12 protein-coding genes and 1 tRNA gene are annotated in these 16,849 nt (G+C 32.1%); 12 read left to right on the top strand and 1 reads right to left on the bottom strand.

Going from position 1 to position 16,849, the window contains the following annotated elements:
* Positions 1 to 134: 134 nt before the first annotated feature.
* The 11 genes from G6Z82_RS04460 (at position 135) to G6Z82_RS04410 (ending at position 12,946) form a co-directional block, all read left to right on the top strand.
* Complete coding sequence (locus G6Z82_RS04460) at positions 135 to 3,098, top strand: Tle-like phospholipase domain-containing protein (RefSeq protein WP_164785841.1); 2,964 nt, start codon at positions 135 to 137, stop codon at positions 3,096 to 3,098.
* A gap of 138 nt (positions 3,099 to 3,236) precedes the next feature.
* Positions 3,237 to 3,309, top strand: a tRNA-Thr gene (locus G6Z82_RS04455).
* Between the two features lie 197 nt (positions 3,310 to 3,506).
* Complete coding sequence (locus tag G6Z82_RS04450; RefSeq protein ID WP_010222371.1) at positions 3,507 to 4,799, top strand: extracellular solute-binding protein; 1,293 nt, start codon at positions 3,507 to 3,509, stop codon at positions 4,797 to 4,799.
* A 99-nt stretch (positions 4,800 to 4,898) separates the two neighbouring features.
* Positions 4,899 to 5,567 carry a response regulator transcription factor gene (locus tag G6Z82_RS04445; RefSeq protein WP_006729235.1) on the top strand — a complete coding sequence of 223 codons (669 nt, stop codon included), beginning with the start codon at positions 4,899 to 4,901 and terminating at the stop codon, positions 5,565 to 5,567.
* Between the two features lie 4 nt (positions 5,568 to 5,571).
* Complete coding sequence (locus tag G6Z82_RS04440; RefSeq protein WP_006729234.1) at positions 5,572 to 6,489, top strand: sensor histidine kinase; 918 nt, start codon at positions 5,572 to 5,574, stop codon at positions 6,487 to 6,489.
* Between the two features lie 99 nt (positions 6,490 to 6,588).
* A complete protein-coding gene (locus tag G6Z82_RS04435) occupies positions 6,589 to 7,344 on the top strand; it encodes an ABC transporter ATP-binding protein (protein ID WP_006729233.1) in 756 nt (251 codons plus the stop codon).
* Complete coding sequence (locus tag G6Z82_RS04430) at positions 7,344 to 9,311, top strand: FtsX-like permease family protein (RefSeq protein ID WP_006729232.1); 1,968 nt, start codon at positions 7,344 to 7,346, stop codon at positions 9,309 to 9,311. Before G6Z82_RS04435 ends, G6Z82_RS04430 begins: the two co-directional genes overlap by 1 nt.
* 131 nt (positions 9,312 to 9,442) lie before the next feature.
* A complete protein-coding gene (locus tag G6Z82_RS04425) occupies positions 9,443 to 10,834 on the top strand; it encodes a hypothetical protein (protein WP_006729231.1) in 1,392 nt (463 codons plus the stop codon).
* A 27-nt stretch (positions 10,835 to 10,861) separates the two neighbouring features.
* The gene (locus G6Z82_RS04420) at positions 10,862 to 11,830 is read left to right on the top strand and encodes a type I phosphomannose isomerase catalytic subunit (RefSeq protein WP_006729230.1); all 969 of its coding nucleotides are present in this window, start codon (positions 10,862 to 10,864) and stop codon (positions 11,828 to 11,830) included.
* 11 nt (positions 11,831 to 11,841) lie between these two features.
* On the top strand, positions 11,842 to 12,231 hold the full coding sequence (locus tag G6Z82_RS04415; RefSeq protein ID WP_006729229.1) for an SdpI family protein: 390 nt from the start codon (positions 11,842 to 11,844) through the stop codon (positions 12,229 to 12,231).
* 1 nt (position 12,232) lies between these two features.
* Positions 12,233 to 12,946, top strand: coding sequence for a response regulator transcription factor (locus tag G6Z82_RS04410; protein WP_006731907.1), 714 nt, complete (start codon positions 12,233 to 12,235; stop codon positions 12,944 to 12,946).
* A 115-nt stretch (positions 12,947 to 13,061) separates the two neighbouring features.
* Here G6Z82_RS04410 and G6Z82_RS04405 read toward each other — a convergent pair whose 3' ends face one another.
* Positions 13,062 to 15,242, bottom strand: coding sequence for an LTA synthase family protein (locus tag G6Z82_RS04405; RefSeq protein WP_164785840.1), 2,181 nt, complete (start codon positions 15,240 to 15,242; stop codon positions 13,062 to 13,064).
* 221 nt (positions 15,243 to 15,463) lie between these two features.
* On the opposite strand from G6Z82_RS04405, the gene G6Z82_RS04400 reads away from it, so the two are divergent.
* Positions 15,464 to 16,804, top strand: a complete 1,341-nt coding sequence (locus G6Z82_RS04400) for a glucose-6-phosphate isomerase (RefSeq protein ID WP_006731908.1) — start codon at positions 15,464 to 15,466, stop codon at positions 16,802 to 16,804.
* Positions 16,805 to 16,849: the final 45 nt, after the last annotated feature.

Here is a 16,849-nt window from a genome sequence, read left to right as displayed (position 1 = left end):
TTTTAAATCCATGCACTTTTTTGTAGCAAGACAATGGGTTAAATAATTTTAATTGACTGCAAAGGTAGATATGCTTTAATCTTAAATATGTGTGCCTTTAAGATAAAAAATACAAATAATAAGGAGATGGAGGAATGGTCTTTAATAGAAGACGAAGTAATCTATGTTATGGAATTAGAAAATTAGCTATTGGTGTAGTTTCTATGGTGATTAGTGTGGCTTTTTTGACAGAAATATCTGTAGCTCAAGCTAAGGAAAATACATCTAATTATCAAGAACACCTAGTAGATAAAAAAGCATCCGTAGCTGATTTAACGAAAACTAGGGAAAAATCAAAAAATCAGGTTGAGTCTTTCAGACCTTTGAATCAGCAGGATATGATTAAGCTTGCAAAAGGACAATTAACGCTGCCAGGAGGTCAGGTTGATCCAAGTTTTTATCATGAGCCAGTTCTGGATGTGGCTGGAGATGATGACCATGATGGCTTAAAGAATGGTCAAGAATTGTATGTTGAAAAGGTTAACAACCGTGAATTTTTGGGCTATCATACTCATCCGCTATTAAGTGATAGTGATGGTGATGGATTATTAGATGCTGATGAGATTAAGAATCATACTGATCCGTTGGTTTGGAATATTTGTGATCGAGATTTAGCTATGATGATGGAGTTGAGTTATCGAGATGATAATTATATTCAACAAGTACTTGATTCGCATCATCCTTTGAAAGAAAAATATAATGGTCGACAAGAATATGAATTAATGCATACGGAATTAGCACCTTTTTGGAAAGCAGAAAAATCTTTCCACGAATCAGATGGATTGGATGCAACTTTTTTTGTTACGCATTCTGATTTACCATATTTGAAGGATAATCAAGTACAGGTTTTGGCAATTAGAGGTACGAAGGGTGGAGCAGATCTTGATGATGATTTGAATTTGACTTTAGGAATGACCCCAGGTCAAGTTGATAGCTTGAACAAAATTTTAAAGCAATTACAAAATGAAGGTGCTTTAACGAATACATATTTGACGGGACATTCATTAGGTGGATATTTGGCAATGACTGCTTTGGTTGAAGCACGTGATAAAGGTTATACTGGAATTAAAAAAGCTGTAACCTTTAATGCCCCTAAAATTAGGGGAAATTTATTCAATAAGAAGATGCAACGTGTTGCTAAAGAAGCAAATTTGTTAACTCAACGAGGAGAAGCGATCCATTATGCTGTTTCAAATGATAATGTGATTTCAGCGGTTGGAAATTTTATCGGTGCGAAATCGGTTGGAAAATCAGCTAATGGACATAGTTCACGTACTTATTTTGAAGATCGCATCATGCAATTCGGCTTTAAGCAGGGTAGGAGAAAATCTTCTATGGCAGGCACTGGAGACCAAGAAGCTAATTTGAAAAAGGTATTAGCTGGCTTTAGTAATCCTGTAGTAGCAACGCAAGCAGATGCATATCCTGCAAAGATTAAAAATCATATTGTCACAGAAGTTGGGGTAATTCCTGATTTAACACAATGTATTTTGAATCGTAATGAACTTCCCTTAGCTAAGGTTGAAGATAAAACAAGCTCCATGCATTTATATCAACCTTATCAAATAGGCAAAGGTCAATGTGGTAGCTTAAGCTTAACTTATCAAGATGGATCAAAGAAAACATATTTTGTAACCATTGATGTGCAAAAAGCCAAGCTCGCAGGTGTAGTAACTAGCAAGGGTGAACCTTTAATGCAAGAAACAAAACCCGCAGGTGTAGTAACTAGCAAAGTCGATCCCTTAGTGCAAAAAGTCAAGCCCGCAGGTGTAGTAACTAGCAAGGGCGATCCCTTAGTGCAAAAAGCTAAACCAGAAGGTGTAGTAACTAGCAAAGTCGATCCTCTGGTGCAAGAAGCCAAGCCCGCAGCTGTAGTAACTAGCAAAGTCGATTCCTTAGTGCAAAAAGCCAAGCCTGCAGGTGTAATAACTAGCAAAGTCGATCCTCTAGTGCAAAAAGTCAACCCAGCAGGTGTAGTAACTAGCAAAGTCGATCCTATAGTGCAAAAAGCTAAACCAGAAGGTGTAGTAACTAGCAAAGGTGAACCTCTGGTGCAAAAAGCCAAGCCCGCAGGTGTAGTAACTAGCAAAGGTGAACCTTTAGTGCAAAAAGCTAAACCAGAAGGTGTAGTAACTAGTAAAGGTGAACCTTTAGTGCAAGAAGTCAAGCCCACAGGTGTAGTAACTAGCAAGGGTGATCCTTTAGTGCAAAAAGCCAAGCCTGCAGGTATAATAACTAGCAAAGTCGATCCTCTGGTGCAAGAAGCCAAGCCCGCAGCTGTAGTAACTAGCAAAGTCGATTCCTTAGTGCAAAAAGCCAAGCCTGCAGGTGTAATAACTAGCAAAGTCGATCCTCTAGTGCAAAAAGTCAACCCAGCAGGTGTAGTAACTAGCAAAGTCGATCCTATAGTGCAAAAAGCTAAACCAGAAGGTGTAGTAACTAGCAAGGTCGATCCCTTAGTGCAAAAAGCCAAGCCCGCAGGTGTAGTAACTAGCAAAGGTGAACCTTTAGTGCAAAAAGCTAAACCAGAAGGTGTAGTAACTAGTAAAGGTGAACCTTTAGTGCAAGAAGTCAAGCCCGCAGCTGTAGTAACTAGCAAGGGTGATCCTTTAGTGCAAAAAGCCAAGCCTGCAGGTATAATAACTAGCAAAGTCGATCCCTTAGTGCAAGAAGCCAAGCCCGCAGGTGTAGTAACTAGCAAAGACGATCCCTTAGTGCAAAAAGCCAAGCCCGCAGCTGTAATAACTAGCAAAGTCGATCCCTTAGTGCAAGAAGCCAAGCCCGCAGGTGTAGTAACTAGCAAGGGTGATCCTTTAGTAGAACTAACAAAAGCAGATCATGCTACAGAATTAAGTCATTTGACAGAATTGCTAGAAAAAAAAGTACCATCTATCAAGCAGAAACAACTTAGTCAACAGATATCATCAGATGTACATATTAATGCTAAAAAACTGCCTCAATTGGGAGCAGATTGTAGAATTTTAGTTTATTTAGTTTCCTTTATGTCAATATTTATAATTGGTTCATCCAAATATGTGATAAATAAAGATAAAAAATAAGTTGATGATTCATTCAAGACGTATCAATTTAACTATTATGGTTAATTTGATGCGTTTTTTGTTTATCAGGACAATGTTATCTTAAATTAGCTAAATGTTGCTTAAAAATGGTATTTTTGCTATAATAATCTATATGTTGCTGATTTAGCTCAGTCGGTAGAGCATCTCCCTCGTAAAGAGAAGGTCGGAGGTTCGATTCCTCTAATCAGCATTAGTTGAATAATCATTTAAGTGATATAGTTTTTGAAGCTATATCATTTTTTATATTTATGATAAGGCTTACATTGCAAAAAATGGATATTAACTTTTAAATTTATGGTAAAATTGAGGCGTCTGAGTTGAAAAATCAGGCAGTTGAAATTTATTATTTATGTTTTATAACAGTGCGTTATTATGGGGAGGATCCATATGAATTTTAAAAAGAAACTGTTACTATTAGCTACATCAGCTCTTGCTATGTTAACCTTATCAGCATGTTCTAAAAATAGTAGTTCAACAGATGGTAAGGTTGCCACAAATATTACTAAAAAGACTACTGTCGTCTTTTGGCACTCTATGACAGGAGCATCTGAGAAATGTATGAAGCAATATGCTGCGGAGTTTGAAAAAAAACATCCTAACATACATATTAAATTGGAAAACCAAGGTAATTATGCAGATCTCCAGTCTAAGATCAATGCAACTTTGCAATCACCTAAGAATCTGCCAACTATTACTCAGGCTTACCCAGGTTGGTTGTATGATGCTGCTAAATTAAATAAGCTGGTTAATTTAAAACCATATATTGAAAATAGCCAAATAGGATGGGGTTCTGTGGCCAAGAGTGATATTAAGGATAAATTATTGCTTGGTGCTCAAATTGGCGGTAAGCAATATGGTATACCATTTAATAAATCTTCAGAAGTATTATTCTATAATAAAGACGTTTTTGATAAATATAATTTAAAAGTACCACGTAATATGTCTGAATTAGCTCAATGTGCTAAAACTATCTATAAAAAGAGTAATCATGCCTTAGTTGGTGCAGGTGTTGATGAATTGGCAAATTACTACATTTTATCTATGAAGGAACAAGGTATTGATTTTGATAAGAATATTGATATGACTTGCCCTGAATCTAAAAAAGCTTTGAATTGGTACATCAAAGGATTAAAAGAAGGTTATTTGCAAATAGCTTCTGCCAATGGTTATCTTTCAACTGATTTTGGTCACCAAAAAGTTGCAATGTTCATCAGTACATGTGCTAGTGAAGCATATGTTAAAATGGGTATGGGCAAAAACAAGTTTAATTATGGAGTAGCACCACGTCCATCTAAATATAATGTGCAACAAGGAACAGATATTTATATGTTTAATAAGGGAACTGCTGAGCAAAAATCTGCTGCCTTTATGTTTATTAAATTCATGTTGTCTAAGCGTAATCAATTGAAATTAGCACATGCAACTGGTTATATGCCGGTTTTAAAGTCTATTTTAAAATCTGATGATTATAAATGTTCTAAAGATTCAAAGGTTGCTGGTATATTAGATAAAACGACTGCTAATATCTATAATTTGAAGATTAGTAAGAATGAAAATGCAGCTTACTTCCAATTAAAATCTTCAATGCAAGCAATTTTATTGGCTGCTAAGAAAGGTGACAGTGTTGTTCCTGTCATCAAAGCCAATCAATTGAAACTAGCTCATTGCTGGAAACAATAGTTTAATGATAATTTAAAAATACTATTTATATCTCCTATGATTAGATACAATAATCATAGGAGATTTTTTTACACAAAATAATTGATAAGTGTGGGATATATGAAAATACTAATAGTTGAAGATGAAGCAACACTAGCCAGTTTATTGGAAGAAGAATTAGTTCAGTGGGGTTATTTGAGCAAAAAAGCAAGCAATTTTAATGACATTTTAGCGGAAGTTACAGATTTTAAGCCGGATTTGGTCTTAATGGACGTATCGTTACCTTTTTATAATGGATTTTATTGGACAGAAAAAATTAGGCAGATATCACATGTACCGATTATTTTTATTACTTCGCATACTGAATCAGGTGATATTGTAAGAGCGATGCAAATGGGAGCAGATGAGTATATTACTAAGCCGATTGATATAACTGTAACTATAGCTAAAATTCAGGCTGTTTTACGTCGAACTTATGACTATAAAGTAGGCAGTGATAGTATTATGTATGGTGATTTAAAATTAAATTTGTCGGTGGCTAATCTAGAGGGTAAAAATTTTGTTTTAGAATTGACGCGTACAGAACTTTTGATATTGGAGATTTTGTTTAATTTTAAAAATAAAATTGCTAAAAGAGAAGCCATTATTAATTATTGTTGGCAAGGGGATGCATTTATTGATGATAATACTTTGGCAGTTAATATTGCTAGATTGAGGAAAAAGCTTAAAACAGTGGGTTATGATGAATTAATTCAAACGAAAAAAGGAATAGGATATTATTTGAAGTGATTGTATGGAAAAGATCAAAAAATTTGTTAAAACTGAAGTCAAAATTTGCGTAGCAGTGTTTATTGTATTATTAATTTTCTTTTTTGTTTTTTTATTTGCCAATTTGGATTTTTCTTTATTTTATTTATCACTGGAGATAGTGACTTTTTGCCTGTTAATTTACTTATTTATTTGCTGGGTGACTTTTAAAAAGAAGGAAAATTTACAAGAGCAAGTTAATCAGCTATTGATAGAAAATCGACAACTTAAGAATACAATCGACATTGAAAGAAAAGATTTAGAGGAATATTTTTTGCTATGGGTTCATCAAATAAAAACGCCAATTACGGTTTCGGATTTGATTTTACAAAAAGAAAAAAATCCTTATACGTGTCAACTAAAGGAACAAATGTTTTACATTCGTGAATATACTAATATGGCGATCAATTATATGAAATTGAAGGATCGTCAAGCAGATATGGACATTGCAGAAGTTGAAATCGATAAGTTGCTTAAGAGTTTACTAAGAAAGTATTCTGGTTTATTTATTGATAAAAATATTTCGCTAGATTATCAGCCAATTGATACCAAAATAATTACAGATGCAAGGTGGGCAACGATTTTGATTGAACAAATATTAGCTAATGCCTTAAAATATACTAATTCTGGTAAAATTACGCTTAGTTTTGATCGAGATAAAAATGCTTTAAAAGTTAAAGATACTGGAATTGGAATAAAGTCAGAAGATATAAATAAAATTTTTGATAGAGGCTATTCGGGTTTTAATGGACGTATCAATGAAAAGTCAAGTGGCATCGGGCTATATTTGGTGAAAAAGATTGCTATTTTGTTAAATATTAAAATAGAAGTTTGTTCAACAGTGAATGTTGGCAGCGAATTTATTATTTGCTTTCCTAAACAAAGTTACAATTTTGTAAGATAAGCCTTGTCATTGTAAGGTTAAATAAATGCTGGAGAATTTTATATTTCATATAATTAAATCATCAATAATTAAATCATCAAAATATTAGGAGTGATTAAAATGGCGATTTTGGAATTAAAGAATATAAAACGAACCTATAAAACTAAATGTGTTGTAACTGAAGTCTTAAAGGGAATAGATTTTAGTGTGGAAGCTGGTGAGTTTGTTGCCATTATGGGCGAGTCTGGTGCTGGTAAAACTACTTTATTGAATGTTATTGCAACATTTGATAAGCCAACATCGGGTTCTGTTATTTTGAATGGCAAAGAGATTAGTACACTAAAAAATAGTGAAATTTCAACTTTTAGAAGAAATAAGTTGGGCTTTGTCTTTCAAGATTTTAATTTGTTAGATCAATTTAACAATCGGGATAATATTTATTTGCCGTTAGTTTTATCTAATCAAAAACCACAGCTAATGCAAGAACGGTTAGACCAAATTAAAGATCAATTGGGAATTAGTGAACTTTTAAATAAATACCCTTATGAAATTTCAGGTGGACAAAAGCAAAGAGTAGCGATTGCTCGTGCAATCATTACTAAGCCCGATTTAGTTTTGGCTGATGAACCTACAGGTTCGTTGGATTCAACGTCTTCTGAGATTATTTTAAATATGTTTGCCAAAATCAATCAGGCTGGACAAACTATTATGATGGTAACGCATTCTTTAAGAGCAGCTTCGTTTGCTAAAAGAATTTTATTTATCAAAGATGGAATTGTTTATCATGAAATTTATCGTAGCCAAGCTGAAAGTCAGTCTGAATTTATGGAGCGAATTAGCCAAGCTCAATTTATGTTGAAGCGAGGTGAGCAATAATGTCATTTTTAATGGCTAAGAAGTTTGCTCTTAAAAACTTAAAGGCCAACAAAGTATTAGAAATTCCTTTTGTTTTATCATCAGGAATTATGTTCATTTTATTTAATATTATGGTCAGTTTAGCCAGCAATTCCTATGTTATACATCGACATAAATTTTTAATAAGTATTATTAATATGGGTATTGTCATTGTAGGAATTTTGGCTGTGATCTTTGTTTTATATAGTGTATCTGTTTTATTAAAAAGAAAAAATAAAACTTTGGCACTGTATAGTATTTTAGGCTTAGAAAAAAAGCATATTAGAAAAATTATTAGTATTGAATTTATGTATCTCTTTACAATGATTTTAGCTATTGCTACAGTAGGAGGATACATATTTGGTCAGCTAGCTTTTTTAGGATTAAATTATTTAATGCGAGATATGGGAGTAAATGTAATGCATTACCCACTAAGTATCTTGGCAATAGTCTTGACCATGGTCGTTGTAATCATTTTATATCTTATTACGGTTATTAGATTAAGCTTTACAGTTTATATTTCAACACCAACGGAATTATTAAATAAACAACATAGTGGTGAAGGTGAACCCAAGTCACGCTATTTGGTTTTATTATTTGGATTAATAACCTTAAGTGCAGGATATTGGATTGCCTTGACAACTAAGGGTACTTTAGAATCTATTACTAACTTCTTTATTGCGGTACTATTAGTGATATTTGCAACTTATGCTTTATATGTTGCATTAACGGTTGTTGCTCTTAAATTACAAAAGAAACATTCCAGTTATTTCAAGCCAGTTAAATTTTTGAGTGTGAGCGGTTTATTATATCGTATTAAAAGTAATGCCTTATCATTAGCAAGTATAGCAATTTTGGGTTCAGGGGTTATAGTTACTCTATCTGCGGTGACTATGATTTATTATTCAGCTAATATGAATTTTAAAAATGCAATTCCACGGTCATATGAATTAATTAGTGGTGAAAATATTGACTTGCACAATTATAAAAAGGTATCTAATACTTTAAAAAAGCAAGTTGAAAAAACAGTCGATAATAAATCACAAGTTGTTCATTCATACGTTGGTTATAATTGTGAAAGCTGGTGTGAAAAAAAAGGTGATCAGTTAAAAATACTAAATAATGAATCTTTATCTTCTCGAACATCTAAGATGTTATATGTTGGTGATTTAGTTGGATATAATGCCAACTTGCATAAAAAGATTAAATTGCAAGATGATGAGATTTTACTTTGTAATAATAGAATCGAGAAACTTAATGTTCATAAGCTAAGGATTGGAGGGCGAACTTTTAAAGTAAGGACAGTTGATAACTTTGTTCCTGCAAACGTTGCCATAGAATCATATGGTATTATTGTCAAAGATCTCAAGACTATGTTATTTTTTAGCAAACTTTTTGTAAAAGCAACTGGTGGAATGGCTACTAATGCTAAGATTAGTTGTAGTTACAACTGGGATGTTAAGGGTATAAGTTATAAAAAATATTCGAAACGGGTGCATGTACTTTCTGCTAATAAGGTAGAGTTTGTTGATGCCAAAGAATTTTTAACGAGATTTTATGAAATTAATGGTGGATTTCTCTTTATTGGAATTATTATCGGTATTATTTTCTTAGTTGGTACGATATTAATTATTTACTATAAACAAGTTTCAGCCGGATATGAAGATCGTCATAAATTTAGAATTATGAAAGAAATTGGGTTGGAAGATGCTTTGATTAAGAAATCTAATACATCACAACTGATGTTATTGTTATATTCTCCCCTATGTGTGTCGATTATTCATTGTATAGTTGCTTCGAAGATTGTTTTTAATTTGGTGCAAATGTTCGGTGGAATTAAGTGGCAAAATTATAATATTTGTTTAGCTGCAGTGATTTCAATTTTCTTTATTATATATTTATTAGTGTTTAAGATAACATCTAGGATTTACTATAATATAGTTAGATAAAGTATTAGTTAAATTTTCTCTGATTAAGTATGATTATTTAAAATGGCTCTTTCTTTGAAATAAGGAGTCATTTTATTTTTTATATGCTATTATCTTAATAAAGACCTAAAAAATGGGGGCGTTGTTTAGTTATGGTATTATCAATAGCTGATTGTAAATATTTTGCTAATAGAGTTAATGACTTTCTGACTTTTCCTGAATTAGAACAGCTGAATAGTGAACAATTGTGGAGATTGAAGAATCTAGTTAGAAATATCAAAAATATTTCGTATGATTGTTTTAGTACTAGTGTAAAAGCGTATGCCCTGACTGGGGATGCTATCTATTTTGAAGCATTTGATAAATTATTAAGAAAAGATCAATTGCTTAGTCCTATTTTAAATTGGTCTATAACTAATCAAACAATGCCTTCTTTTTTGCTAGATCGTGATGGCCAAATCATCATTAATGAAGGTATAAAGCATGATAGTTGGTATGTTTATGATTTTAAGTATGATTATCATTTAAAGATTCCTGAATTAAAGTCTGTGTGTAATAAATTAGGCTTAACTTCTGCTGAGTTATTAAGTTTAGTTCAAAATTATTCATGGCAAATTGTTGTCAAACTGTTATTTTTAATCCAGCGGTTGATTGTTTCTAAGCATTATTACATGAATTATCTAAATATGGCGTCTATCATAAAAAAAGCAATAGTTGATGATAAAATTGCTTGGTTAGTAAATATTTTAGAATTTGTTTATCAACGAAAGCTAACCTTAATTTGTAAATTTGATGAACAATGGTATATTGATAATTCAGTATATCCACTTGAATTTTGTAAGGAAAATATGCTATCGGGTGATTTGTTGACTGAAGATGACTATAATATGTTGGTACAAGAAAAGATAGCTATAATGTTTCGTAATTATGAACATATGGAAGTACTGAGTGCATTTATTCACGATTATTTAGAAAAATATTTAACTTCTCAATTGACCTATGAAGACGCACGTCTTGATGTTAATAAAGTTATCAATGGTGTTAATTTAAAGAAAAATATAACGGCACTTTCTAAAATAGTAGTTAAATCCATTCCATTGTCACTAAACAAAATTTTAGAAGATGTCATGAATGATACCCAAAGTTGTGATCAGGATCTTTTAGGATTTAATATTTTTGCAGATAGTGATGCCAATCCATATTATTGCAATTACAGCAATGGGTTGAGATATTTTAAATTAGCGACCAAGCATCAATTAGTGCTTAAATATATGCAAAAAGTATTTTCTGATGATAATACTATATATCGTTGGTTATTGTGGTGGCGTTTGCAACAGTGGTTACGTCAAAATAAGGTAGTAGCAAAAGGATATATCACTACTTTTAGTTATATTAGTAAATTACCTGTTGAATTGACAGAATGGATAGAACAAGGTGTTGTACCACAAAAAATAACATTAACTGACAATGTCTATGTAATTATTCCTAAAAGAATTCAAAAACGCTTGCAAAAGTATCCTTTAAATTTGCAGGATTATGAATAAAATTTTAATAAGGTGAGGTATTAAAGATTGGAACCAATTTTTTTAAAACCCTATTTTCGTTCTAAGATATGGGGCTCTCGTAAGTTTGAAAAAATTTTTAATGATTTACCAGAAGGTAAGATTGGAGAAGCCTGGATTATTTCTGGGTATCCAAATTGTTCCTCAACAGTTATAAAAGGTTCATATCAAGGTCTTAATTTGCGAGAACTATATCAGCAAAAACCTGATTTATTTGGTCAACCGCATGCTGCTGAGTTTCCCCTTTTAGTTAAATTATTAGATGCTAATGATAATTTATCAGTACAGGTGCATCCAGATGATGAATATGCCAAAATTCATGAAAATGATTCAGGTAAAACTGAATGTTGGTATATTTTACAAGCTGAGCCAGGTGCGAAGTTAATCTACGGTCATCATGCTGAAACAAAGGAGCAATTAGCAGCATGGATAAAAAATGGTCAATGGAACAAATTGTTACGATATGTGCCAATCAAAACTGGTGATTTTTTATATGTTCCTGCGGGTTGTGTTCACGCTTTAACCAAAGGAATCATGGTTATTGAAACGCAACAATCAAGTGATGTTACTTATCGATTATATGATTGGGATCGGATTGATAATAAAACAGGACAAAAAAGAGAGTTACATATTCAGCAGTCGCTAGATACGATTCAAGTGCCACATGTCGATCCTTATTTAGAAAGAGCAGTTAGCAAGTTTCCTGCTGCTACCTTGGTTCGTTTGGCTAATCCTCCATATTCACCTCATTTTTATCTATGGCAATTGGATGTTTTCGGGGAATTTGAATGGAATATGTTAAATTACCAATATTTGTTGGTTTCAGTGATTAGTGGGCAGGGTAAGTTGATTTTTGATGGCAATGACTATAATTTATCATTAGGTGATAGTTTTATTGTTCCTAACAAATATAATAATTTTAAATTTGTTGGCGAAAGTTTAAAAATTATTATTTCTGTACCTACTAATGAAGAATAGGATGAATAAAAATGTTATATATTGCATGTGGAATTATTTTATTTATGATTGGCTTAATTTGGTTAATATCACCAGCTAAAAAGCCGAATAATCTTTATGGTTATGTGTCATATTTGGCAATGGTGAGCGAAGAAGGCTTTAAATTTGCTCAAAAAAGTGCTGCTAAATATTTTATGCTTTATGGTAGTATTCAATTTGGATTAGGCTTAATCATCCACTTGTTAAAGTGGGATGGTTGTATCGTTTTATGGCTGCTGACTTTTTATTTATTTATAATTTTTCCTTTTATCAGTACAGAAAAAGCATTACAGCGTTTCTTAAAAGCACGTGATTTATTGCCTTATGACTATATTGAGCCGGATAAAGTTAAGCATAAACTAACCAAGGGATTTAAAGATTAAGATGAATATACTATTAATCGAAAAAGAAGAAGCTATTATCCAAATTCTAGAAGCTTTTTTTATGAAGGAAAAGTGGAATTACGATATTGCTACTGATGGGGTTATTGGTACCCAAATGTATAGTTTGAACAAAAATAAATATAATTTAGTCTTAGTAGATGTAGAGCTACCTTCACTTGATGGAGTTGAAGTAGTAAAGTATATTCGCAATATATCATTAGAAACACCGATTCTGGTTTTAGCTGAAAAGAAATTTGAAGAAGAATTGATCTCTTCATTGCAACAAGGGGCAGATGGTTATTTAGCACGCCCATTTAGTCCACTTTTGATGGTTGCGAGAATCAAAGCTTTATATCGCCGAATTAATTTGGAACGTGGCAAAAGAGTTAATCTCAATATTGAGCAAGTTATTTGTACAAAGTATTTAAAGATTTATCCGGAAAAACATAAAGTTATTTTTAATAAGCAGGAGATTAATAGCCTTTCGCCGAAAGAATTCGCTATTTTAACAATATTAGCTAGTAGTCCGACGCAGGTTTTTTCACGTAAAAAATTATTGGAATTGGTATGGGGCAATGAATATTTTGGTGATGCTCGGACGATTGATACACATGTAAAAACCTTACGCCAAAAATTAGAGAAAGTAGGACCGCATGTTATTATTACAGTTTGGGGTGTTGGTTATAAATATGATGAACTAAATTTTGATATTTAGCTATAAAAATGACTATGATAAATTTGTAGTGTTTCCATAAAGCTGGATTAAGCATCTAACTATTTGAGAGCACTATATTTTGATCATAGTCTTTTTTTATATGCAATTTTTTGCACTATTTATTTAGTGGTGCATCTTCTTTTAATAAGTTTTTTGCTTCTTTTCGTGTCTTAATAACATTTGCAGGAAGGTCGAATAATTTATCTTTATTAATTTGGAATGCATCTGTTTTGTACATATCAATAGTTGAACCTCTATTTTCAGAATAAAGGGAAGTTGAATTATTGCCTACCATTTTTCTAATTCTAATCATATTAAGATAATTCAATTGATAATTGAAAGTTAAAGGGTCGACTGGAATGAAACCCTTTGGGGTATAGAAACGTAAAAGATTACGATTATTCAATAAATCGGAGTAACGTAAAGACTTAGCCGCTTGCTTAATTAAATGCTCAATATGGGCTTTTTGTTTATCTGTCAGATTATTGATTTTTTCACCAGTGTTAAAATCGTATATTCGATTAAGATTATTTCTACCGCCCATAATAATATAATGTGGTGTAATGATTGTGCCATTTCTGAAAATAACAAATTTTTGCCGCTTATTAGATAATAGGTCATTACCAAATTGAATGTAGTTTTTAGTATCAATACCTAGTAAGTGAAGTAAAGTTGGTAAAACATCAATTTCGCCAGCAATATTGGATTTGATACCACCTTTTAGTCCGTTCATATGGATCATAAATGGAACTCGTTGCAAGTTAATAGTGTCATATTCACTCCATGGTTTATCAGCTTTGTTGAGAATAGGAGCTAGGGCATTAGTTTCATTGTCTGAGCTACCTACACCATAATGATCTCCATATAAAATTACTATTGATTTTTTGTCTAGGCCCGATTTTTTCAAATATTCAAAAAACTCTCTGATTGATTGATCTAAATAATGAGCAGTTTGAAAATAGTTATTAATGGTGGTGTTGTTAGTATTGGTAGTTTTAAAATCTTTATCTAAATCTTCAGTGTCCATATTATAGGGATAGTGGTTAGTTACTGTTAAAAATTTGACATAAAAAGGTTGTTGCAGTTGTTCTAGATATTTGATACTCTCGGCAAAAAGCAATTTATCTTTAAGTCCGTAGCCAACTTTATCTTTCTTCTCGTTGAAATAATATGATGAGTCGAAGAAATAATTATAGCCTAAATTTTTATAGACTTCATTACGATTCCAAAATGTACCGATGTTTCCATGAAAAACAGCGGATGTGTAGCCTCGTTGTCTTAAAATTTGAGGAGCTGCTTGGAAGGTGTTTTCATTACCTAATGACGAGAATAAAGGTCCATCGGCAATACCAAAAGTGCCAGTTTCTAGCATCGTCTCAGCATCACTAGTTCTCCCTAAACCTACTTGGTGGAAAAAGTTTTTGTAGGAAATAGTATTTTTGCTATGATAAATACTATTTAAAAAAGGTGTTACTTCTTTATTGTTAATCTTTAAATCAATTAAAAATTGTTGGAAACTTTCTAGATGTAATATAATGACATTTTTACCTTTAGCTTTGCCAAAATATTTAGGATTAATGCCAGCATATTTTTTCCTAGTATAAGCTAAAATTTTATTGATTTGGCTAGCATTAATATTTCTTTTGCTACTGCCAGATTGTGCACTGCGTGTTAAATCATATAGCGTATAATTGCTTAAGCCAATGTATTTGACAACGTAAGAACGATCAAAAGTATTACGTAATAATTTTGGTCGAGCTGTTTCCGCTAATGCTAAGTTTAGCAAGGCAATGAAAAGTCCAAATGATGTAATGGCAAAAGAAAAATTAATATTATAATGTCGCTGATCAAGCTTAATTATTTTTAACACCAATAAACAAACAATAACGATGATGTCTAACCAGATTAAAATATCTAATGGTTGCATCAATGCAACAGTACTTTTACCTAAACCTTGCGTCACTTTACTAGTATTTTGAATCGTCTTAAAGGTTAAAAAGTCGTTGAATTGCCTAAAGTAAATAATATTTGAAAATAATAATGTAGTATTGGCGATATCCAACAAAATCATGAAAATATATGACAAAAGTGGTTTAGTAATATAAAAGGCAATACTAAATAAAATTATTGTTGAGCCTAGAGAAGAGATCAATGCAATAATTTGTTGGTAATAATCATTTAGTTGTAATTTAAAATAAAAGTAAAAGGCAAACATGTATTTTAACCAGAATAATATGGTTAGTATCGTTAAAAAACATACTTTACTTTGCCTAAAATTATATTTGTTATTTATCATCAATTTACTCCTTATACTGATATTTTACTGATATTTTTAAAAAACGCCAAATTTTAATTATAAATACTTTTCAACTAGGTTGATTAGTTAGTATTTTAAGTGTTTTCATCATCTAAATGATAATTGTTTGCGGTAACATACGATTGTAGTATTTTTTCGGATTTTTTCTGCTAAAATGAAAGTGTATACAGTTTTAATTCTTATAGAAAGAAGTTTGAAAGATGACAAAAGTTTTAAGTTTTGACGATAGTAAATTGACACCTTTTGTTCATGATAATGAATTAAAGGAAATGCAGGCTATGGTGAACGCTGCAGATCAAGAATTACGTGAAGGAACTGGAGCAGGAGCAGACTTCCGTGGCTGGATTGATTTACCTGTAAATTATGATAAAGATGAATTTGCCCGAATTAAAAAAGCTGCTGCTAAAATCCAAAAAGATTCTGAAGTTTTAATCGGAATTGGAATCGGTGGATCTTATTTAGGAGCTCAAGCTGCGATTGAATTTTTAAATAGTGCTTTTTATGGCAAAGGCAAAGAAAAGTATCCAACTGTTGTTTTCTGTGGTAATTCAATTTCTGGTTCATATTTATATGATTTAATTGAATGGTTAGGTGATAAAGACTTCAGCTTAAATATTATTTCTAAGTCAGGTACTACTACAGAACCATCCATTGCCTTTCGTGTGTTGAAAGAAAAATTAGTTGCTAAGTATGGTAAAGAAGAAGCAGCTAAGAGAATTTATGCTACAACTGATCGTCAAAAAGGTGCTTTAAAGACTGAAGCAGATGCTGAGGGATATGAAGAATTTGTTGTTCCTGATGATTTAGGAGGACGTTTCTCAGTATTATCAGCAGTAGGTCTTTTACCAATAGCAGTTGCTGGTGGTGATATTGATGCTTTGATGAAAGGTGCAGCTGATGCACGCAGTGACTATCAAACTACTGATGTTTTAGGTGATAATCCATATAAGTATGCTGCTTTAAGAAATATTTTGTACCGCAAAGGATTTACTACAGAATTGCTAGAGAATTATGAACCAACATTGAGAATGTTTGGAGAATGGTGGAAACAATTGTTCGGTGAATCTGAAGGTAAAGACCAAAAGGGTATTTATCCATCTAGTGCAAACTTTACTACTGATTTACATTCATTGGGTCAATATATTCAAGAAGGGCGTCGCAATTTGATGGAAACTGTTGTGCGAGTAGAAAATCCAAGTCATGACATTACTATTCCAGATGATGCTGAAAATCTAGACCAGTTAAACTTCTTATCTGGTAAGACGATGAATTATGTCAACGATCGTGCATATGAAGGCGTAGTTTTAGCACATACAGATGGTGGAGTTCCAGTGATGACTGTCAATATTGCAGATCAAAGTGAACATACATTAGGTTATATGATTTACTTCTTCGAATTGGCAGTAGGTATATCTGGATACTTGAATGGAATTAATCCATTCAACCAACCAGGTGTTGAAAGCTATAAGCGTAATATGTTTGGTCTTTTAAACAAGCCTGGTTATGAAGATTTACATGATGATTTAACTAAGAGACTTTAATAACTTATAATTTGCTAAAAAAGATATATGTACATATATCTTTTT

The organism is Lactobacillus iners (assembly GCF_011058775.1).
Taxonomy (GTDB): domain Bacteria; phylum Bacillota; class Bacilli; order Lactobacillales; family Lactobacillaceae; genus Lactobacillus; species Lactobacillus iners.
The sequence above is the reverse complement of the archived record's forward strand: the minus strand, read 5'-3'. Positions and strand labels throughout refer to the sequence as shown.

Coding starts and splice junctions, on each gene's coding strand:
- G6Z82_RS04460 (WP_164785841.1), top strand. CDS start 135: ATGGTCTTTAATAGAAGACGAAGTAATCTATGTTATGGAATTAGAAAA.
- G6Z82_RS04450 (WP_010222371.1), top strand. CDS start 3,507: ATGAATTTTAAAAAGAAACTGTTACTATTAGCTACATCAGCTCTTGCT.
- G6Z82_RS04445 (WP_006729235.1), top strand. CDS start 4,899: ATGAAAATACTAATAGTTGAAGATGAAGCAACACTAGCCAGTTTATTG.
- G6Z82_RS04440 (WP_006729234.1), top strand. CDS start 5,572: ATGGAAAAGATCAAAAAATTTGTTAAAACTGAAGTCAAAATTTGCGTA.
- G6Z82_RS04435 (WP_006729233.1), top strand. CDS start 6,589: ATGGCGATTTTGGAATTAAAGAATATAAAACGAACCTATAAAACTAAA.
- G6Z82_RS04430 (WP_006729232.1), top strand. CDS start 7,344: ATGTCATTTTTAATGGCTAAGAAGTTTGCTCTTAAAAACTTAAAGGCC.
- G6Z82_RS04425 (WP_006729231.1), top strand. CDS start 9,443: ATGGTATTATCAATAGCTGATTGTAAATATTTTGCTAATAGAGTTAAT.
- G6Z82_RS04415 (WP_006729229.1), top strand. CDS start 11,842: ATGTTATATATTGCATGTGGAATTATTTTATTTATGATTGGCTTAATT.
- G6Z82_RS04410 (WP_006731907.1), top strand. CDS start 12,233: ATGAATATACTATTAATCGAAAAAGAAGAAGCTATTATCCAAATTCTA.
- G6Z82_RS04405 (WP_164785840.1), bottom strand. CDS start 15,242: ATGATAAATAACAAATATAATTTTAGGCAAAGTAAAGTATGTTTTTTA.
- G6Z82_RS04400 (WP_006731908.1), top strand. CDS start 15,464: ATGACAAAAGTTTTAAGTTTTGACGATAGTAAATTGACACCTTTTGTT.